Source organism: Brevundimonas sp. AVps7 (genome assembly GCF_058681545.1).
The window spans coordinates 3,244,280-3,263,926 of the sequence record NZ_CM178742.1 but is presented as its reverse complement, the minus strand read 5'-3'; the positions used below and the strand labels follow the sequence as shown (position 1 = coordinate 3,263,926).

20 protein-coding genes are annotated in these 19,647 nt (G+C 67.8%); 8 read left to right on the top strand and 12 right to left on the bottom strand.

Annotated elements, in window-relative coordinates:
- Positions 1 to 148 precede the first annotated feature (148 nt).
- Positions 149 to 784 (top strand): LolA family protein, encoded by a 636-nt coding sequence (locus ACW17Y_RS16255; protein ID WP_492036707.1) that lies wholly within the window; start codon positions 149 to 151, stop codon positions 782 to 784.
- Positions 785 to 1,060: 276 nt separating this feature from the next.
- Positions 1,061 to 1,855, top strand: coding sequence for an exodeoxyribonuclease III (gene xth / locus ACW17Y_RS16250; protein WP_492036706.1), 795 nt, complete (start codon positions 1,061 to 1,063; stop codon positions 1,853 to 1,855).
- A 7-nt stretch (positions 1,856 to 1,862) separates the two neighbouring features.
- On the opposite strand, the gene ACW17Y_RS16245 is transcribed toward xth, so the two are convergent.
- Positions 1,863 to 3,275, bottom strand: coding sequence for an SLC13 family permease (locus tag ACW17Y_RS16245; RefSeq protein WP_492036705.1), 1,413 nt, complete (start codon positions 3,273 to 3,275; stop codon positions 1,863 to 1,865).
- Positions 3,276 to 3,363: 88 nt separating this feature from the next.
- Between ACW17Y_RS16245 and ACW17Y_RS16240 the strand changes: the two genes are divergently transcribed.
- Positions 3,364 to 4,200 (top strand): hypothetical protein, encoded by an 837-nt coding sequence (locus ACW17Y_RS16240; protein ID WP_492036704.1) that lies wholly within the window; start codon positions 3,364 to 3,366, stop codon positions 4,198 to 4,200.
- Positions 4,201 to 4,203: 3 nt separating this feature from the next.
- On the opposite strand, the gene ACW17Y_RS16235 is transcribed toward ACW17Y_RS16240, so the two are convergent.
- Together ACW17Y_RS16235 and ACW17Y_RS16230 are read right to left on the bottom strand one after the other, a co-directional pair.
- Positions 4,204 to 4,890 carry a response regulator transcription factor gene (locus ACW17Y_RS16235; RefSeq protein ID WP_428151262.1) on the bottom strand — a complete coding sequence of 229 codons (687 nt, stop codon included), beginning with the start codon at positions 4,888 to 4,890 and terminating at the stop codon, positions 4,204 to 4,206.
- Positions 4,891 to 4,950: 60 nt separating this feature from the next.
- Complete coding sequence (locus tag ACW17Y_RS16230; protein WP_492036703.1) at positions 4,951 to 5,691, bottom strand: YggS family pyridoxal phosphate-dependent enzyme; 741 nt, start codon at positions 5,689 to 5,691, stop codon at positions 4,951 to 4,953.
- Here ACW17Y_RS16230 and ACW17Y_RS16225 point away from each other — a divergent pair.
- Entirely contained in the window at positions 5,690 to 6,340 is a 651-nt protein-coding gene (locus ACW17Y_RS16225; RefSeq protein WP_492036702.1) for a thiamine phosphate synthase, read from the top strand. The two genes, ACW17Y_RS16230 and ACW17Y_RS16225, sit on opposite strands and share 2 nt — an antisense overlap.
- 131 nt (positions 6,341 to 6,471) lie before the next feature.
- On the opposite strand, the gene ACW17Y_RS16220 is transcribed toward ACW17Y_RS16225, so the two are convergent.
- On the bottom strand, positions 6,472 to 6,864 hold the full coding sequence (locus tag ACW17Y_RS16220; RefSeq protein WP_492036701.1) for an NtrZ family periplasmic regulatory protein: 393 nt from the start codon (positions 6,862 to 6,864) through the stop codon (positions 6,472 to 6,474).
- Positions 6,865 to 7,258: 394 nt separating this feature from the next.
- Between ACW17Y_RS16220 and ACW17Y_RS16215 the strand changes: the two genes are divergently transcribed.
- From ACW17Y_RS16215 to holA, 4 genes are all read left to right on the top strand, one after another.
- Positions 7,259 to 7,711 (top strand): DUF3576 domain-containing protein, encoded by a 453-nt coding sequence (locus tag ACW17Y_RS16215; RefSeq protein ID WP_492036700.1) that lies wholly within the window; start codon positions 7,259 to 7,261, stop codon positions 7,709 to 7,711.
- Between the two features lie 61 nt (positions 7,712 to 7,772).
- The gene (gene leuS / locus ACW17Y_RS16210; RefSeq protein WP_492036699.1) at positions 7,773 to 10,370 is read left to right on the top strand and encodes a leucine--tRNA ligase; all 2,598 of its coding nucleotides are present in this window, start codon (positions 7,773 to 7,775) and stop codon (positions 10,368 to 10,370) included.
- A complete protein-coding gene (gene lptE / locus ACW17Y_RS16205; protein WP_492036698.1) occupies positions 10,371 to 10,853 on the top strand; it encodes an LPS assembly lipoprotein LptE in 483 nt (160 codons plus the stop codon). It abuts the gene before it with no gap.
- The gene (gene holA, locus ACW17Y_RS16200) at positions 10,850 to 11,902 is read left to right on the top strand and encodes a DNA polymerase III subunit delta (protein ID WP_492036697.1); all 1,053 of its coding nucleotides are present in this window, start codon (positions 10,850 to 10,852) and stop codon (positions 11,900 to 11,902) included. Before lptE ends, holA begins: the two co-directional genes overlap by 4 nt.
- Before the next feature lie 143 nt (positions 11,903 to 12,045).
- Here the strand turns inward: holA and ACW17Y_RS16195 are convergent, their stop codons facing one another.
- The 8 genes from ACW17Y_RS16195 to rho form a co-directional block, all read right to left on the bottom strand.
- Positions 12,046 to 12,225 carry a hypothetical protein gene (locus tag ACW17Y_RS16195; RefSeq protein WP_309627085.1) on the bottom strand — a complete coding sequence of 60 codons (180 nt, stop codon included), beginning with the start codon at positions 12,223 to 12,225 and terminating at the stop codon, positions 12,046 to 12,048.
- Positions 12,226 to 12,250: 25 nt separating this feature from the next.
- A complete protein-coding gene (locus ACW17Y_RS16190) occupies positions 12,251 to 13,141 on the bottom strand; it encodes a ParB/RepB/Spo0J family partition protein (protein ID WP_492036696.1) in 891 nt (296 codons plus the stop codon).
- A 21-nt stretch (positions 13,142 to 13,162) separates the two neighbouring features.
- On the bottom strand, positions 13,163 to 13,978 hold the full coding sequence (locus ACW17Y_RS16185; RefSeq protein WP_492036695.1) for a ParA family protein: 816 nt from the start codon (positions 13,976 to 13,978) through the stop codon (positions 13,163 to 13,165).
- Between the two features lies 1 nt (position 13,979).
- Positions 13,980 to 14,609 (bottom strand): 16S rRNA (guanine(527)-N(7))-methyltransferase RsmG, encoded by a 630-nt coding sequence (gene rsmG / locus ACW17Y_RS16180; protein ID WP_492036694.1) that lies wholly within the window; start codon positions 14,607 to 14,609, stop codon positions 13,980 to 13,982.
- The gene (gene mnmG, locus ACW17Y_RS16175; RefSeq protein WP_492036693.1) at positions 14,609 to 16,474 is read right to left on the bottom strand and encodes a tRNA uridine-5-carboxymethylaminomethyl(34) synthesis enzyme MnmG; all 1,866 of its coding nucleotides are present in this window, start codon (positions 16,472 to 16,474) and stop codon (positions 14,609 to 14,611) included. Before mnmG ends, rsmG begins: the two co-directional genes overlap by 1 nt.
- Positions 16,475 to 16,543: 69 nt before the next feature.
- On the bottom strand, positions 16,544 to 17,839 hold the full coding sequence (gene mnmE / locus ACW17Y_RS16170; protein ID WP_492036692.1) for a tRNA uridine-5-carboxymethylaminomethyl(34) synthesis GTPase MnmE: 1,296 nt from the start codon (positions 17,837 to 17,839) through the stop codon (positions 16,544 to 16,546).
- 43 nt (positions 17,840 to 17,882) lie between these two features.
- Positions 17,883 to 18,116 (bottom strand): DUF6489 family protein, encoded by a 234-nt coding sequence (locus tag ACW17Y_RS16165; RefSeq protein WP_492036691.1) that lies wholly within the window; start codon positions 18,114 to 18,116, stop codon positions 17,883 to 17,885.
- Positions 18,117 to 18,173: 57 nt separating this feature from the next.
- Positions 18,174 to 19,631 (bottom strand): transcription termination factor Rho, encoded by a 1,458-nt coding sequence (rho, locus tag ACW17Y_RS16160; RefSeq protein WP_492036690.1) that lies wholly within the window; start codon positions 19,629 to 19,631, stop codon positions 18,174 to 18,176.
- Between the last annotated feature and the right edge of the window lie 16 nt (positions 19,632 to 19,647).

Here is a 19,647-nt window from a genome sequence, read left to right as displayed (position 1 = left end):
CCCGTCTGAACAGGGCTTCATCCCGCCGCCGGAATAAGGTCTAGCTGCCGTCATCGCGATGCCGCGCCGACCCGTCACAACGGCGACATCGAAAATCGTCCCGCCGTCCGGTGTCGCCGGACACGGCGGGAAGGAGAGAAGGACGACCATGACCCTGTCCCGCAGAGACCTCGGCTTCGGCCTCGCCGCCATCGCCGGGCTCGTCGCGCTTCCGGCCTCCGCCCAGACGGCGCTTTCGGCCGAGGACCGCGCCACCTTGGCCACGGCCCAGACCTATCTGCAGAACCTGACCTCGGCCCAGGGCAATTTCGTCGAGACGGGCGCCGGCGGCCAGCGCCGCGAGGGGCGCTTCTATCTCCAGCGTCCCGGCAAGATGCGGTTCGAGTACACGAATCCGGCGGGCCTGCTGGTCGTGTCGGACGGAAACAACGTCAAACGCTACGACCCCCGCCTCAACGTCTTCCGCCAGGTGCCGCTGGGCATGACGCCCCTGTCGACCTTCCTGGCGCGTAACGTTCGCCTGGATCAGGGCGTGCGGATCGATCGCGTCACCCGCATGCAGTCGGGCGCCTTCGCCATCACTGCGCGCGACGAGCGCCGGCCGAACGAGGGCTCGGTCATCCTGGCCTTCTCCGGCAGCCCGCTGCGGCTGCAGGAATGGACCATCACCGATGCGCAGGGGTCACGCACCCGCACCCAGCTGACCTCGCTCCAGCCTGCCTCGGGTCTGGCCGCAAGCCTGTTCCGCCTGACCGACCCCACCCGTCGTCCCGGCCGCAACTGACGGATTCACGAATCGTGAACCGTGTTCGGACGATCACAGGCAATCGCGCTTTCGAGGGGTTTGACTATTTCCAGGGCGCGTGACACTTTGAGCACAGGACGGCGGCGGCCGTTCCTACGCCTTCGGAATTCATCCCCTCCCGACGGCGGCGAGAGAGAAACCAACCTTAACCCCCGGCGCCCTGCGTCGGGGGTTTTTTGCATCTTTCTGGCGCGATCGCCCGCTGCACGGCGGCGCGCTGCTTGAGCGCGCGCCCGTATCGGCTAGACGGAGCTCATGCTTCGTGTCGCCACCTGGAACATCAACTCCGTCCGCCTGCGCATCGACCAGGTCGCGCGCTTCGTCACCGAGGCGAAGGTCGACGTCCTGTGCCTGCAGGAGATCAAATGCCTGGAGGACCAGTTCCCGCGGAACGCCTTCGTCGAGATGGGCATGCCCCACCTGAAGATCGCGGGCCAGAAGGGCTGGCACGGCGTGGCCATCGCCTCACGCCTCCCGATCGATCACTCCGACACCTTCCAGGCCTGCAAGCTGGGCCACGCCCGTTGCGTTTCGGTCCGGGTCGCCGGGGTCGACATCCAGAATTTCTACATCCCGGCCGGCGGCGACGTGCCGGACCGGGAGCTGAACCCGAAATTCGATCACAAGATGGATTTCTACGAACAGCTGACCGCGACGATCACGGCCCAGGATCGCGGATCGCGCCTGCTGATGTGCGGCGACTTCAACATCGCCCCCAGTGAGTTCGACGTGTGGAACCACCGCTACATGTCGAAGATCGTCAGCCACACCCCGCTGGAGGTCGAGACCCTCAACCGGCTCCAGGCCGCCGGCGGCTTCCACGACGTCGTTCGCGACGCCTATCCGGAGCCGCAGAAGCTGGCGTCATGGTGGAGCTATCGCGCCCAGGACTTCCGCAAATCCGCGCGCGGCCTGCGTCTCGACCACATCTGGACCTCGCCGGGCCTGACGCCCTCGGTCATGCCGGGCTCGGCGATCATCCACGAGCCTGTGCGGGCATGGGAACAGCCAAGCGACCACTGCCCGATCACGGTCGATCTGGACGTCTAGTTGGCCCCTAGAACGGGAAGAAGATCGGAATGGCGACCATGGCGGCAACCCAGGTCACCAGGTTCAGCGGCAGGCCCACGCGGACGAAGTCCATATAGCTGTACCCGCCCATGTTGAAGACCAGAACATTGGTCTGATAGCCGAACGGCGTGGCGAAGGCGGCAGAGGCGGCCATCATGACGCAGACCAGAAAGGGGCGCGGATCCACGCCCAGGCTCTCGGCCAGAGCCACCGCGATCGGGGTGATCAGCACGGCCACTGTCGCGTTGGAGAGCAACTCCGTTGCGAACAGAGTCACGCCGTAGAGGACTATCAGGGCGCCCAGCGGCCCCATGGGGCGGATCACATGGATCAGGCCGTCAGCGCCCGCCGCGGCCAGCCCGGTGACCTCGATCGCCGTGCCGACCACCACCATCCCGGCGATCAGCAGCAGGATTTCGGGTCTCAGTCCGGCATAGGCCTCCTCGGGCGTGATGACCCGGCACAGGATCAAGGCAACCGCTCCTGCGAAGGCCGAGGCCGCGATGGGCGCCCATCCCAGCGCCGCCGAGGCGATGACCAGTGCGAAGATCGCCAGCGAGATCATCGCCGGCCTCAGGCGAAACGGCAGGTCGGCCGCCCCGTAAAGCGCGACGTCTCCCAGGTGGGCGTCGCCCGAACCGTCCGACTGGTTGCGGGATTCTCCGAGGCGCGGCAGGCCAAATGGCAGGAGCCGGCGGCGCTGGCGGTTCTTCGTCTCCGCCTCGGCGCGCCGGCGGCTCTCCTCGATCATCGCGACACGCGCAGCCTCGGCCTCATCCTCAGCCACCGCGCGGCCCAGCTGGCGTGCGCCGACGAAGTAGAGCCACAGCGCACCGGCCACGGCGATGAACAGACCCACCGGCGTGATCTCGAACAAGCCGAAGACTGGTTGGCCCGCGTTCCGCGCCATGTCGTTGACCAGCAGGTTGGTCGACGTCCCGATGAGCGTCAGCAGCCCGCCGAGGACGGTTACATGACTGAGCGGCATGAGGAATCGCTTGGGCGACAGATGCAGGGACTTCGCCACGTCGCGGATGACGGGCGCGGCGAGCACGACGACCGGCGTGTTGTTCAGAAAGCCGCCGACCGAGCCGCACAGGCCGATGACGATCCAGATACCCGTCGCCCCGATCCTGGCGGCGAGCTGCGTCGCCTGACGAATCAGCAAGCCCAGAAGCCCCGACAGCTCGATGGCGTAGGCGATGACGAACAGGCCGGCCAGGGCGATGACGGCCGGGCTCGCAAAGGCGCCCTGCACCTCGACCGGTCGCACGACCCCGAGCAGCAGCAGGACGGCAGCGCCGGTCAGGGCGACGACGTCGGCGCGGACCTTGCCATGGATCAGGACGCCGACCACGCCGACGAGCACCGCGAGGGCGGCGATCTGATCGAAGGTCATGGACCCGTGCAGACCGCTCCGGAGCGCTGACGTCAACCTTTTTCGGGCCCGGGCCCCCGGGACAGCGAACCCGTGCTAGACGTGACCCATGCCCGCACCGACCGTGTTGCTTCGCCCGTCGGCCGTCGCGCTCGCGGCGACCGCCCTACTTCTTTCGGGATGTGAGAGGGACGAGACCGCGACGCCGCCGCCAACGATCGCACCGCCAGCGGCGGAACCCGCTCCCGCCCCGGCGACGCCCGCCCCCACCCTGGATCGCGCCGGCCTGTTGCAGGCCATGGACGCGGCGGCCTCGGCCTATGCCGCAGGCCGGACGCCCGAGGTCTCGCTGGCCGGACGGCGCTTCATCATTCGCCAGGCGTTCGGCTGTGCGGGCGAGACCCCGCCGCCTGTGGACACGGCTCCCGGGGACGGACTGGCGGCCTGGTCGTGGGGGGCCCGTCGCGAGAGCCTGCGACTGGTGCTGGCCCCCGGCGACTGGACGGATTCGCCGCTGCTCGCGGGTGCCGCCGACAGCTGGGAAGCGGCCGAAGGCTTCTGGCTGTCCCGACCCTGGCTGCGGGCCGAGGGTTGTCCGGGGGGCGGGGGCGACCCCCTCGCGAGCGGCCCGGTCGCTCCGTCGCCCCAGTCCGTCGGGCTTGCCGCGGTGTTCGAGGCGGACGGCTCACGGTTGGGCCGCCGCAACGGTCGCGCCTACGAATTCACCGTGCGCGGGAAGGGCGACGAGGCCCCGGCCGCGCCCGTCGGAGGCTACAGGCTGGTGCTCGAGGGCCGGATGACTGCGTTTGCGGACGGGCGCGCCATCCGATGTCGGGCCGCCTCAGCGGACCAACGGCCGGTCTGTATCGGCGCGGTTCATCTGGACAGGGTGGCCTTCGAGACTGCCGACGGCGCCACCCTGTCGGAGTGGCGGATCGGCGGCTGACGGCTAAGGCTGAAGCCGGTATCCGCCCGCATCCGTCAGCAGCAGACGCGCCTGGCCGGGCTCGGGCTCGATCTTCTGGCGCAGGCGATAGATGTGGGTTTCCAGCGTGTGGGTCGTGACCCCGGCGTTGTAGCCCCAGACCTCGGTCAGCAGCTCCTCGCGCGACACCGGCTTGGCCCCGGCGCGATAGAGGTATTTCAGGATATTGGTTTCCTTCTCCGTCAGCCGGATCTTCTTGCCCTTGGGGTCGATCAGGACCTTGCCGGCCGGGCGGAAGGAATAGGGGCCGATCTGGAAGACGGCGTCCTCGGACTGTTCGTGGCTGCGCAGATGGGCGCGGATCCGCGCCAGCAAGACGGCGAAGCGGAAGGGCTTGGTCACATAGTCGTTGGCGCCGGAGTCGAGACCCAGAACCGTGTCGGCGTCCGAATCCTGGGCCGTCAGCATGATGACCGGGGTGGAGACCCCGTCCTTGCGCAACAGGCGGCAGGCCTCGCGGCCGTCCATGTCCGGCAGGTCGACGTCGAGCAGGATCAGGTCGGCGCGGATCTCGCGACCCAGGCGCACGCCCTCCGTGGCCGTCGAGGCCTGGACGGTCTTGAACTCCTCGTGCAGCGCCAGCTGTTCGGCCAGGGCCTCGCGCAGGTCGTCGTCGTCGTCGATGATGAGCAGGGTCTTGGCTGTGGGCATCTGTCTAGAATGGCGAGGCTTGGCCCGAACGCCAAGGCGGCGGTCGAATTTGGTTGGGATTCAGCCCCTAGAGGGCGCGAAAGCCGGGTTTCGTTCCCCGAACAACGCCGATCCGATCCGCACGTGAGTCGCACCGAGCCGGATCGCGGCCTCATAGTCGCCGCTCATCCCCATCGACAGGACGCCCAGACCGTTGCGCTCGGCGACCCGGGCCAGCAGGGCGAAATGCAGGATCGGCTCCTCGTCGGCAGGAGGAATGGCCATCAGACCCTCGACGATCAGCCCCTCGGCACGGGCGGCGGCGATCAGGGCGTCGGCGTCGCGCGGGGCGACCCCGGCCTTCTGCTCCTCCTCGCCGGTGTTGATCTGGATCAGCAGGCGGGGCGAACGGCCGATCTTCTGCGAGGCTGAGGCCAGGGCGCCGATCAGTTTCGGACGGTCCAGGGTCTCGATCACGTCGAACAGGGCGACGGCGTCCTCAGCCTTGTTGGACTGGAGCGGGCCGATCAGGCGCAGTTCGAGGTCGGGGAGGCCCCGCTTCTGAAGACTGGCGCGGCGATCGGTCCAGCGCGCTTGCGCCTCCTGCACCCGGTTCTCACCGTACACCCGCAGGCCGGCGGACAGGGCGGCGTCGATGGCCTCGTCTGGCTGGGTCTTGGAGACGGCGGTCAGGGTGATCGCGGCCGGGTCTCGCCCCGCCGCCTTCGCCGCTCCGGCCATGCGCGCCCGGATCGTCTCCAGACGCGCGGCGAAGGCCTCTGTGGTGGACGCGGCTGTCGAAGCGGGGGATGAGGCGGCCATGGAGTTTCCGGAGACGACGGAAGAGGGAGCCCGGCTGTGGGCCATGGCGCAGGGCTTAGCCCGGACGGCGGACGCTGTCAGGGGGGGCGTGCGGTCGCGGGTCCCGCCGATGTTGCTGTTCACCGACCCGGACCGAACGCCCAGGCCCTGGGAGATCGCGGCGCGTATGCCTCCGGGATCGGGCGTGGTCTATCGGTCGTTCGGGGCAGAGGACGCACTGGAGACCGCCGAACGGCTCCGCGCCGTGACCCGGGCGCGCGGCATGACCCTGTTGATCGGGCTGGATGCGGATCTGGCGGACCGCGTCGACGCCGACGGCTTGCATCTGCCCGAACGCGCTCTGTCGGCGGCCTATGCGCTGTCGGGTCGGCGGCCGGACTGGATCCTGACGGGGGCGGCCCATTCCGTGCAGGTGGCGGTGGCGGCGCGCGATCTGGATGCGCTCGTTCTGTCGCCGATCTTCCCGGCCGGCGGGGCCTCAGCGGCGAAACCCGCTCTCGGCATGGAGTCCCTGGCTTCCGCTTCAGAGGGCCGGACGCGCGTCATCGCGCTCGGCGGGATCACGGCCGGAAATTCAGGCGAATTGCAGGGATCAGGCGCTTATGGCCTGGCGGCGATCGGCGGACTGGCGAAGGCGTTCGCGCCCTAGAGCATGATCGTTTCTGGTGGACCCGCTTCGCGGGTCCGGCATGAAGCGTGAATCATGCTCCCGCTTAAATCTGGAGCCTGATTCACGGCATCAGCGGAATCGCGAAGCGATTCCTCCTCAGCCGATCAGGCTCAGAAGCGGAACAGGGTTTCCAGACGCACGCGCGGCTGGGCGCGGCGGTCGGTCTCGGGAGCGCGGGCCGGGTCCTGTTCGGGCGATGCCAGACCAGCGGCGGCGCCGACGCGCAGACGCGGCGACAGGCGGTAGTAGGCGCCGGCTTCGACGTCGCCCCATTCGGCTTCGCGGCCGACAGGCTGGTTCAGGTTGAAATCCAGGCCCCAGCGGCCGTTCTCGTTCCAGCGCAGGCCGCGACGCGGCGCCACCGGCGTGGAACGTTGGGCGTTGGAGGCCTCGGCCAGGGTCACGGCCGGAACGCGCGACCGCGATTGCGCCGAGGCTTCGCCCGCGACGCCCATGAGAGCGACGAGACCGAGAGATGCAGCGAGGATCGCCGACAGACGCATTTCCAACCCTTCGACCCGGCGTTTCTCGCCGGACCCTTGTTCCTGAACCCGGTGGTTCCACCGAGGACCCGCCGATTAGACACCGGTAGTCCGCCCGGTCAACGCAACGAGGCCCAACGAACCCGGTTCCACAGACTCTTGCATCCGCCTGTGGCTCAAGCGTCACGGGAAGGCGGCGGGAAGGTGTTCGCCGGGCCGGGGAATCGCTCCACAGGGCCAATCCGTGTCGGGGCGCCGCATCCGGACAGCCGAACCGGTCCGGATTGCCTTGTCATCGCCCCTTTTGAGCGTGTTATAGAGCCGCGCCTGGTGAACGGTCGGCGACCGCGCGCCTTTGCGTCCGCCACCCGCAACGGGGATACGGCAGGTCAGCACCCGAGGGAGACGACGTTCGATGGGTTTTGTTCGCGGCAAGACGGTCCTGGCGACCACGATGTTGGTCACGGGCGGTCTGCTCCTCTCCGCCTGCGGCGGTCTCCCGTTCTCGGGCGGCTCGACCCCTCGCGCCACGACGGCCCAGACGGGCATCGGCGTGAACGCCTACCTGTGGCGCGCCACTCTCGACACCCTCAGCTTCATGCCGCTTCTGACCGCCGATCCGTGGGGCGGCGTCGTGAACTATGACTGGTACGTCAATCCGCAGACGCCGAACGAACGTTTCAAGGCGACCGTCTTCATCCTCGACACCCGCCTGCGCGCCGACGCCCTGAACGTCACGGTCACCAAGGAAGTCCGCGGCGCCGGCGGCGAATGGACCGCCTCGCCCGTGGCCGCCCAGACCGAGGCCGATCTGGAAAACGCGATCCTGACCAAGGCGCGCCAGCTCAACCTTTCGAACGCCGGCTAAAAACCGCTAGAACACCGACCTCCTTCGGGTTCCTCCGACAGGAGCCGCCCGAAGGAATCCCGTGTCCGCCTCTCCGACCCGTTACGACCCCAAGACCGCCGAGCCGCGCCAGCAGGCGCGCTGGGCCGATGCTGACGCCTTTGTCACCCGGGATACGGGTCGTCCGAAATACTATGTCCTTGAAATGTTTCCCTATCCGTCGGGGAACATCCACATGGGGCACGCCCGCAACTATGTGATGGGCGACGTCGTCGCCCGCCATAAGAGGGCTCAGGGCTTCGACGTCCTGCACCCCATGGGCTGGGACGCCTTCGGCATGCCGGCCGAAAACGCCGCCATGGAGCGCGGCATCCACCCCAAGGGCTGGACCTACGACAACATCGCCTCGATGCGCGCCCAGCTGAAGCTGCTGGGCCTGTCGCTGGACTGGTCGCGCGAGTTCGCAACCTGCGATCCGGAATACTACGGCAAACAGCAGGCCTGGTTCCTGGAGCTGTATCGGCGCGGCCTGGTCTATCGCAAGGACGGGACGGTCAACTGGGACCCCGTCGACAACACCGTTCTGGCCAACGAACAGGTCATCGACGGGCGCGGCTGGCGCTCGGGCGCCCTGGTCGAGAAGCGCAAGCTGAACCAGTGGTTCCTGCGGATCACCGACTATGCCGACGATCTGATCGACGGCCTGAAGACCCTGGACCGCTGGCCCGAGAAGGTCCGGCTGATGCAGGAGAACTGGATCGGCAAGTCAAAGGGCGCGACCCTGTGGTGGGACATCGCCGAGGTCCCGGCCTTCCTGCCCGCCTCGCCGGACGGTGAACCGAACCATGCGCGGGATCCGATCGAGGTCTACACCACCCGGCCCGACACCCTGTTCGGCGCCAGCTTCATCGCCCTGGCCCCCGACCATCCCCTGACCAAGGCGATCGCCGAGCATCGGCCCGACGTCGCCGAGTTCGTGAAGGCCTGCGCCCAGACGGGCACCTCGGAAGCCGATATCGAGAAGGCCGAAAAACTGGGTGTGGATCTGGGCGTGCGCGTCCGCCACCCCTTCGACCCGGACAAGATCCTGCCCGTCTGGGCGGCGAACTTCGTGCTGTCGACCTATGGCTCGGGCGCCATCTTCGGCTGCCCGGCCCACGACCAGCGCGATCTGGATTTCGCGCGCAAATACGAGCTGCCGGTCACCCCGGTGGTGAAGCCCGATGACGCGGACACGGTCGAGATCGGGACCGAGGCCTACGTCGGTCCGGGCCGGATCTTCAACTCGGGCTTCCTGGACGGTTTGTCCGTCGAAGACGCCAAGGCCGCCGCCATCGCCCGTCTGGAAGCGTCCAGCCACGGCAAGGGCGCGACCATCTATCGCCTGCGCGACTGGGGCGTCAGCCGCCAGCGCTACTGGGGTTGCCCCATCCCCATCGTCCACTGCCCGTCCTGCGGCGTGGTCGAGGTTCCGGCCGATCACCTGCCCGTCGTCCTGCCCGACGACGTGACCTTCGACGTGCCCGGCAATCCGCTGGATCGCCACCCGACCTGGAAGCACGTCAAATGCCCGTGCTGCGGAACGGACGCCGTGCGCGAGACCGACACCCTCGACACCTTCGTTGATTCCAGCTGGTATTTCGCCCGCTTCACCGACCCGACGGCGGCCGAGCCGATCAACAAGGACGCCGCTGATCGCTGGCTGGCCGTCGATCAGTATATCGGCGGGGTCGAACACGCGGTCCTGCACCTGCTCTACGCCCGTTTCATCACCCGCGCCCTGTCGGACGCCGGCATGCTGTCGGTGAAGGAGCCCTTCGCCGGTCTGTTCACCCAGGGGATGGTGGTCCACGAGACCTACCGCCGCGCCGACGGCGCCTGGGTCGAGCCGACAGACGTCGAGTTGACCAATGATGCGGGCAAACGCAGCGCCCGCCAGCGCTCGACCGGTGAGACCCTGGTCATCGGCGACATCGAGAAGATGTCGAAATCGAAGAAGAACGTCGTAGCCCCCCAGGAAATCCTGGACTCGCACGGCGTGGACGCCGGCCGCCTGTTCGTCCTGTCCGACAGCCCCCCCGAGCGCGACGTTCAGTGGACCCCAGGCGGCGTCGAGGGCGCCAGCCGCTTCGTGCAACGTGTCTGGACCCTGTTCGACAGTTTCGATCCCGCTGGCGTGGGCGATCCGGCGTCGGACGCCCTGCTGCTGAAAGAAACCCACAAGGCCATCAAGGCCGTGTCCGAGGGCGTCGAAGGATTCCGCTTCAACTCCGCCATCGCCAAGCTCTACGCCTTCGTTGCCACCATCCGCGACCATGACGGCGCGTCCGGCAAGGCGCGGCGCGAGGCCCTGTCGGCCCTGGCCCGGCTGGTCGCTCCCTTCACCCCGCACGTCGCGGAAGAAGGCTGGACCCGTCTGGGAGAGACCGGAATGGTGCTGGACGCCCCCTGGCCCGTCTTCGACCCGGCCTTGGCCGCCGACGACGAGGTCGTCCTGCCCATCCAGATCAACGGCAAGCGTCGCGGCGAGATCACGATGCCCCGCGGCGCCGATCCGAAGGCCGTAGAAGCCGAGGCGCTCGCCAACCCTGCCGTTCAGGCCTATCTGGAAGCCAACTCCCAATCGATCCGCAAGGTGATCGTCGTGCCCGACCGTATCGTCAACCTGGTGGCCGGCTAGGTGTCGGCCCGCAGCCTGTCAGCCCTGGCGGCCGCCTCCCTGCTTCTGGCCGGGTGCGGGTTCACGCCGCTGTACGGGGATGCGGGCGGCTCGCCGTCCCTGAGCCGGATTGCGGTGACGACCCAGGACGATCGTCTCGGCTATCGTCTGCGCGAACAGCTCGAGGACGCCCTCGGCTCGAACCGCAACGCGGCGCCGCTCTACCGGCTCGAGACTCTGGTGCAGCAGAACCGCCGTCCTCTGGGTCGCCGGATCGACGACACCGCTACGCGCTATGAGCTGACGGTGCGCGGAGCCTGGACCCTGACGCCCGTCTCCGGCGGCGCAGCCCTGACCGGGACAGAAACCGTCACCACCACCTATGCCGCCGCCGACCAGCCCTATGCCGCCATTGCGGCCCAGCAGGACGGCGAGGACCGCGCCGCCGCCGAACTGGCCCGCCTGATCCGCGTCGACCTGATGCGGGCTCTCTCAGCCCCATGATCCTGGCCAAGCGGCCCGAGGTGGACCGCTTCCTGGCGAAGCCGGACGCCGGGATCCGCGCCTGCGTCATCCACGGCAAGGACCGCTCCGGCGTCGCCGAGCGCGCAGAGACCCTGTGCAAGGCCATCACGCCCGACCTGAACGACCCGTTCAACGTCACCCTGCTGACCGATACGGACATCGACGGCGACGAGGCGCGGCTCGAGGAAGCTCTGACGGCCCTTTCGATGATCGGCGGACGGCGCCTCGTCCGCGTGCGGCTGGGCGGCGACAAGGCTTCGGTCGACAAGATGCTGGCGGGTGCGTTGAAAACCCACGCTGAAGGCCTGTTCAATCCCGACTGCATGCTGGTGGTCGAGGCGGGCGCGCTCGGCCGCGACTCCGCCCTGCGCAAGGCCGCCGAGGCGGGCAAGGGCTCTGTCGGCATCGCCTGCTATGAGGACGAGGCCGGCGATATCGCCCGCATGACCCGCGAGGCCCTGGCCGTCGACAAGGTGGGCCTGACCACCGACGCCCTCGCCGCCTTCGTCGCCCGCCTGCCCCGCGAACGCGGCCTGATGCGTCAGGAGATCGAGCGGCTGGCCCTCTACGTCGGTCCCGGATCCGGCCGCACCATCGATGTCGAGGAGCTGGAGGCCCATCTGGGCGTCGAGGCGGACGCCTCCCTGTCCGATGCGGCCCTGCAGGCTTTCGGCGGACGCCCCGCCCCTGCGCAAGGCGGACTGCGACGCGCCCTGGCCGAGGGCGAGAGCGCTGTCATGGCGGTCCGCTCCGCCTCTATCCACCTCGGCAAGCTGCGCCGCATCAATGTGCTTCAGGCCGCGGGCGCGGGGTCCAAGGAGGCCGCCAAAGCCGCCGGCGTCTTCTGGAAACAGGAGAACGAGATGCTGCGTCAGGCTCGCGCCTGGCGTCTCGAAGAGCTCGATGTCGTTCAGGACAGTGTCAACACCGCCGACGTCGCCACCAAGACGACCGGCATGCCCGAACACCTGATTGCAGAACGTCTACTGCTCGAAATCGCCGCCAGGGCTCGCCGTTTGGGCCTCTAGGGCCGATCGACTCCGCCGACTTTGCAGGTTTCTGCATGAACGGCTGTAGCTATCGTGGTCGAAATCACCGGATCGCGTCGTTTTGGCATAGCCGAAATCACCGCGAACTCACCGCTGTGCAGTCCACCTGGCATTGACCGCAATCAGCCCCGCTTCGAGGCCTTCCTGAACGCCGGTTTGGCCATGGCCGCGCTCTTGAGGGCGGCGATCTTCTCCGGGTGCTGGCCAGCCTTGAAGGCCGGGCCACCCGCCTTGCCTGAGGCTTGCTTCGCCGCAAGGACGCGTTTCAGGGCTTCGGCGGGGGTCTCGGGCGTGTCGGTCATGCCCTCACCCTAGCACGGCAATGCCTCAGGAACGCATCAACCGCCGGCACAGGTCGTCCAGCTGCTCCAGCCCGGCATAGGACAGGGTCAGTTCGCCCTTCCCGCCCCGGTCCGCCAGAGAAACCTTGATCCCCAGCGCATCGGCCAGATCCTGTTCCAGGGCGGCGATGTCGGGCGAGGCGGAGCCCTGCGCCCCCGCAGCCCTGGGCGATTTCGGCTTCTGTTCGTCCTGCGACTTGCGGGCCAGGGCCTCGGCCTGACGGACGTTCAGACCCAGGTCCACGACCTGATCGGCCAGGGCGTCCGGGTCCTTTGCCGTCAGCAGGGCGCGGGCGTGACCGGCGGACAGACGTCCCTCCAGCACATGGGCCCGCGCGCCCGGCGTCAGCTGCGTCAGACGTAGCGTATTGGCGACATGGCTCCGGGACTTGCCGACAATGCCGGCCACCGCGTCCTGCGTCCGCCCGAACCGCTCCATCAGCACGCCATAGGCGGCGGCCTCCTCCAGCGGGTTCAGATCGGCGCGCTGGACGTTCTCGATGATGGCGACTTCCAGCACCTCCAGATCGTCCATCTCGCGGACGATGATCGGCACCTCGGTCAGCCGGGCGGCCTGGGCCGCACGCCAGCGGCGTTCGCCGGCGATGATCTGCCAGACGCCGTCCTCACCGGGCTGCTGACGTACCAGGATCGGCTGCAGAACCCCCTTGTCGCGGATCGACTGGGTCAGTTCGTCGTGCTCGGCCTTGGTGAACGACTTGCGCGGCTGATCCGGGTTCGGCTTGAGGCTCTCGATCGGCGCGGACAGCACGCCGGTCGGCAGAACCGCGCCCGGCGCGACCGACACGGGCTCGGCGACCGATTCACCCATCAGGGCGGACAGGCCGCGGCCCAGACCTCTTTGACGTTCAGACAAACTCTTGATTCCGTATCGTTATCAGGCGGCGAGGCGGCGGCGTTCGCGGCCGACGACTTCCTTGGCGAGCTTCAGGTAGGCCTGGCTGCCGGTGCATTTCAGGTCGTAGATCAGGACGGGCTTGCCAAAGGACGGCGCCTCCGACACCCGCACGTTCCGGGGGATAACGGCCTCGTAGACCTTGTCGCCGAAGTGGGCCCGGACGTCCGCCGCAACCTGTCCCGACAGGGCGTTGCGGCGATCGTACATGGTCAGGACCAGACCCTGGATCTCGAGGGTCGGATTCAATGATTGACGGACCATCTCGATCGTCTTCATCAACTGCGTCAACCCTTCCAGAGCGAAGAACTCGCACTGCAACGGGACCAGCACGCCGTCGGCCGCGGCCATGGCGTTGAGCGTCAGCAGGTTCAGCGACGGCGGGCAGTCGATCAGCACATAGTCGTACCCGGTATGGCCGTCCGTGGCCTGGGCCGCGAGGGCGTCGCGCAGGCGATAGGAGCGACGATCCGCCTGGCTGAGTTCGATCTCGACGCCCGACATGTCGGCGTCGGCAGGAATGATGTGCAACCCGGGTACGGCCGTCGGAACCGCCGCGTCATGCACGGACCGGCCATCGACGATCACGTCATAGATGGTGATCCGGCGTGTTTCACGTGGAACGCCGAGACCCGTGCTCGCATTGCCCTGGGGGTCCATGTCGACGATCAGGACCTTCTCGCCGATGGCGGCCAGCGCCGTGCCGAGATTGATCGCGGTCGTCGTCTTGCCCACCCCGCCCTTCTGGTTGGAGACGGCCAGGACGCGTGGCGGCTTCACCGGGGAGGACTTGGTCATACTAACCACGTTGCTGATTTCCACGGGGGCGAAGGCTCCGGACGGTGACGATGCGACCCCTCGGATCGCTGCGCGACACCGAAAGCTCAGCTTCGACATGCCAGGAGTTCGAGGCCTCCCGCAACTCGGTCTCGGCCTTCTCTCCCTTGAGAAACAGACCTTGTGCACCGCGAGACAGGTAGGGCTGTGCATAACCCAGCAGCTTTTCCATCGGAGCGACCGCGCGGGCCGTCACGACGTCCACCTTGATCGCCTGCGCCTCGGCCCGCCCCCAGACGACGGTCGCCGGCAGGGCCAGTTCGTCGACGATGGTCTGGAGGAAACGGCAGCGTTTCTGAAGGGAATCGATCAGCCAGACGTGGGCGTCCGGCCGTCCCTTGACGAGGATGGCCAGAACGACCCCGGGGAAACCGGCGCCTGCGCCGAGATCCGCCCAGGTCCGGGCGAAACCGGCGAGATCCAGCAACTGAGCCGAATCCCAGGCATGACGGTTCCAGAAATCGGGCAGACTGTCGGGCCCGACCAGGTTCATGACGTCATTGGCCTCGGTCAGCATCAGCCGAAACCGTTCGAGGTCGTCCATCCGCTCCGGCCAGGCGCCGGTCGCCTTCTGGAATTCGTCAGCGGTCATCAGGCTGCGACCGCTGACTTCTTCACATGCGACAGCAAGGCCGTGAGCGCACCGGGAGTCACCCCCTCGATGCGACCGGCCTGACCCAGGGTGCGAGGCTGAACGAGCGAAAGCTTCTCGCGGACTTCGTGCGACAGGCCGCCGATAGCGGCATAATCCAGAGCGGCCGGCAGGGTCAGCGCCTCCTCACGGCGCAGGGCCTCGGCGTCGGCCGTCTGGCGATCGAGGTAGCCGGCGTAGCCCGCGTCGATCTCGACCTGCTCCCGCACGACCGGGCTCCAGCCACCGATGACCGGGAAGGCCGCTGCGAAGGCCGACAGGTCGACACCCGGATAGGCGAGCAGATCCCGCATGGAACGACGCTGCCCGTCGGGATTGACGGTGATGCCGAGAGCCTGCGCCTCCTTCGGCGTGAACTTCGTCTCGCGCGCCAGGGTCGTCGCCTCGGCCAGGGCCGCCGACTTTGTCTCGAAGGCGCCCCGGCGGTCCGAAGACACAATTCCGGCCTCGATGCCCAGCGGGGTCAACCGTTGATCGGCGTTGTCGGCGCGGAGAGTCAACCGATACTCGGCGCGGCTGGTGAACATGCGGTAGGGCTCGGTCACACCGCGCGTGACCAGATCATCGATCATGACGCCGATATAGGCCTGGTCCCGCCCCAGCACGATTTCCGGGGACCCCGCGGAGGCGCGGGCGGCGTTCAGACCGGCAATCAACCCTTGAGCGCCAGCCTCTTCATACCCGGTCGTACCGTTGATCTGACCGGCCAGATAGAGCCCCGGGCGGCGCTTGACCTCCAGCGCCGGCGTCAGCTCGCGCGGATCGACGTAATCGTATTCGATCGCATAGCCGAACCGGAACACCTCGACCTTTTCCAGTCCGGGCATGGTGCGCAGGAAGGCGTTTTGCGTCTCCGGCGAGACCGAGGTGGAGATGCCGTTCGGATAGACGGTCGGATCGTCTAGGCCCTCGGGCTCCAGGAAGACCTGGTGCGAGGTCTTGTCGGCGAAACGGACGACCTTGTCCTCGATCGAGGGACAGTAGCGCGGACCGACCCCGGTCAGCTTGCCGCCATACACGGCGCTCTCGCCGAGATTGGCGGCGATGATGGCGTGGGTCTCTTCAGTCGTATGGGTGATGCCGCAGGCGATCTGGCGCACGTCGATCCGGTCGGTCAGGAAGCTGAAGGGCACAGGCTCAGCATCCGCCTCCTGCATCTCCAGCCGGTCCCAGGCGATGGTGCGGCCGTCGAGGCGCGCGGGCGTGCCGGTCTTTAGGCGGCCCATCTGCAGGCCCGCGCCATAGAGGTCGGCAGCGAGCCCGGTCGAGGGCGCCTCGCCATGGCGGCCAGCGGGGATCCGCTCGTCGCCGCGATGGATGACCCCGTTGAGGAAGGTCCCGGTCGTCAGGACCACCGCGCCTGCTTGAAGCGAGACACCCTGCCCCGTCGTGACACCGACGACGCGGTCGCCGTCGAGGATCAGCGCCTCGGCGGTTCCGGCCATCAGGGTCAGGTTGGGATAGTCGGCCAGCTCGGCCTGCATGGCCTCGCGGTACAGGCGGCGGTCGATCTGGCTGCGGGGCCCCCGCACGGCGGCGCCCTTCGACCGATTCAGGAGACGGAACTGGATGCCCGCCTTGTCCCCGAGCCGACCCATCAGCCCGTCGAGAGCATCGATCTCCCGTACCAGATGGCCCTTGCCCAAGCCGCCGATGGCGGGGTTGCAGCTCATCTCGCCGACGGTCTCGAGCTTCTGGGTCAACAGCAGGGTGCGGGCGCCGGCGCGTGCAGAGGCAGCCGCGGCCTCGCAGCCGGCATGGCCGCCGCCGATCACGATGACGTCGAAGGAAGAGGGGGAGCTCATAGGCGGGGACATAGGGGAAAAGGGGTCGAAACGCCACCGACGCACTGTTTCACGTGAAACAGTTCGCGATCACTTGCCGATGCAGAAGGTCGAGAAGACTTCGCCGAGGATGTCCTCGACACCGATCGCGCCGGTGACCCGGCCGAGGGCGTCGGCAGCGCGCCGAAGATCGTCGCCGGCGAGTTCGGGCGCAGCCGTCAGATGACCTCGGGCCGCCTGAACTGCTGACGACGCTTCCGACAGCCGCCGTCGATGCCGTTCGCGCGTCACGGCCGGGAAGTCGGCGCCGGACAGGTCGCGGGCCAGCCGAGCAGACAGTGCATCGTGAAGGTCGCGCAGGCCTTCGCCGGTCAGGGCGCTGACGGCGATCACCTCTCCGGCGGTCGTGGACAGGTCCGCCTTGGTCCAGACGATGAAATCGTCGGGCCGGACGAAGGCTGCGGCGTCACCCTCCGGATCGCCGGGAGCCCGGACCCAGAGACGCAGGTCTGCGCCCTCGGCGCGGGCGCGGGCCCGACGCACGCCCTCAGCCTCCACCACATCGTCGCTTTCGCGGAAGCCCGCCGTGTCGGACAGGGTCACCGCATAGCCGCCGATGACCAGATCCGCGTCGAGCACATCCCGCGTCGTCCCGGCGATCGGGGTGACGATGGCCGCTTCCCGCTCAACCAGGGCATTGAACAGGGCCGACTTGCCGGCGTTGGTTTCGCCGATGAGGACAATGCGATAGCCCTCGCGGACGCGTCGGCCGCGGTCGGCGTCTGCCAGGGCAGCGTTCAGATCAGCGGTCAGTCGATCAAGCACTGGCCCGGCGGACTGAGCCAAGTGATCGGGAACATCCTCGTCGGGGAAGTCAATCTCGGCCTCAACGAGGGCGAGAGCGGTCAGAAGATCCCGCCGGAAACCGGCGTAGGTCTGGCTCAGCGCGCCGTCGAGCTGGCCGAGGGCCTGGGCCGCCTGGGCTGAGGTCTCGGCGTCGATCAGGTCGGCGACCGCCTCGGCCTGGGCCAGATCCATGCGGCCGTTCTCGAAGGCGCGGCGGGTGAACTCGCCAGGCTCGGCGGGACGCAGTCCCAGGGCGATCAGAGCCGAGGAGACGGCGTCGATGACGGCGCGCCCGCCGTGCAGGTGGAGCTCGGCGCAATCCTCGCCGGTGTAGGAACTCGGTCCGGGGAAGCGGAGGACGAGAGCCTGATCCAGGATAGCGCCGCCGTGCCGCAGGGTTCTGAGCGATGCAAGCCGCGGCTTTAGACCGGGCGCGCCAAGGGCGGCGAGGGCCTGATCGGTCGCCGACCCGGAGAGGCGGAGGATCGCGACGGCGCCTCGGCCGGGAGGCGTGGCGAGTGCGAAGACGGTATCGGTCATGGGATGTGTCTCCCCCCCAATGCTTGGGAAGGAGACAAGATCATCACTTCGGCGTGGTCACCGCCGCCTGCATCAACTGGCGGAACTGGTCCTGGGCGGCCATGCCGAAATTGGCCCAGTTCTTCATCAGCTCTTCGGGTTGCATGGCCGACATGTTGGCGTCCATCCGCTTCTGCATCTCGGCGACGAGATGATCGTTCAGCGGCGCGACATCCGGCAGGCCCAGAAAGGCTCGCGCCTCGGCCGGGGTGCACTCGACTTCCACATTCACCTTCATGGCGCATCTCTCCTTGTTTCACGTGAAACATAGAGCGAATCCCCGGGGCGGTCGCCCCTAGGTGTTCATCGACTGGAAGAAGTCGGCGTTGTTCTTGGACTGGCGTAGCTTGTCGAGCAGGAATTCGATCGCGTCCTGGGGACCCATCGGGTTCAGAATGCGACGCAGGACATAGGTCTTGGTCAGCTGGTCCTTCGGCGTGATCAGCTCTTCCTTGCGGGTGCCGGACTTCAACACGTCGATAGCCGGGAAGATGCGCTTGTCGGCGACCTTGCGGTCCAGGACGATTTCCGAGTTACCCGTGCCCTTGAACTCTTCAAAGATGACCTCGTCCATGCGGGAGCCGGTGTCGATCAGGGCGGTGGCGATGATGGTCAGCGAACCGCCCTCCTCCACGTTCCGCGCCGCGCCGAAGAAGCGTTTCGGCCGTTGCAGGGCGTTGGCGTCGACGCCGCCGGTCAGGACCTTGCCCGACGACGGCACAGTGGCGTTGTAGGCCCGGCCCAAGCGGGTGACCGAGTCCAGCAGGATGACGACGTCCTTCTTGTGCTCGACCAGTCGCTTGGCCTTCTCGATCACCATTTCGGCGACCGCGACGTGGCGGGTGGCCGGCTCGTCGAAGGTGGAGGCCACGACCTCGCCCTTCACGGTGCGCTGCATGTCGGTGACTTCTTCGGGGCGTTCGTCGATCAGCAGGACGATCAGCGAGACCTCGGGGTGGTTGGCCTCGATCGACTTGGCGATGTTCTGCAGCATGACCGTCTTGCCGACGCGCGGCGGAGCCACGATCAGGCAGCGTTGGCCCTTGCCGAGCGGGGCGACGATGTCGATGACCCGGCCCGAACGGTCCCGCAGGGTCGGGTCCTGGATTTCCATGGTCAGCCGCTCGTTCGGATAGAGCGGGGTCAGGTTGTCGAAATTGACCTTGGTGCGGACCGTCTCGGGGTCCTCGTAGTTGATGGTGTCGACCTTGAGCAGGGCGAAGTACCGCTCGCCCTCGCGCGGGCCGCGCACGGCGCCGTGAACCGTGTCGCCCGAGCGCAGGCCGAAGCGGCGGATCTGGGACGGCGACACATAGATATCGTCCGGGCCCGGAAGATAGTTGGCGTCCGGCGAGCGCAGGAAGCCGAAGCCGTCGGGCAGCATTTCCAGCGTGCCGGAGGCGATGATCTCGACCTCTTCATCGGCCAGGGTCTTGAGGATGGCGAACAGCAGGTCCTGCTTGCGCAGGTTGGAGGCGTTCTCGATCTCCAGCTGTTCGGCGAAGGCCACCAGTTCGACCGGGGTCTTGTCGTTCAGTTCCTGAAGCGTGATCCGGCCGGACGGGACGACGGGTTCGCCGTCTTCCTCGGCGCCCTCGGCGTCGTCGCCGATGTCGGCAGCCACATCGGCGTCATTGGCGCCGTCCGCCTGCGAGGTGTCCTCAGCGGTCTCAGGCGTCACACCCTCAGGCGCTTCGGCCCCAAGGGTCTCGGACTCTGGAGCGGTGTTGTCGGTGTCGCGGACGTCGGTCATGTCGGAACTCTGGATT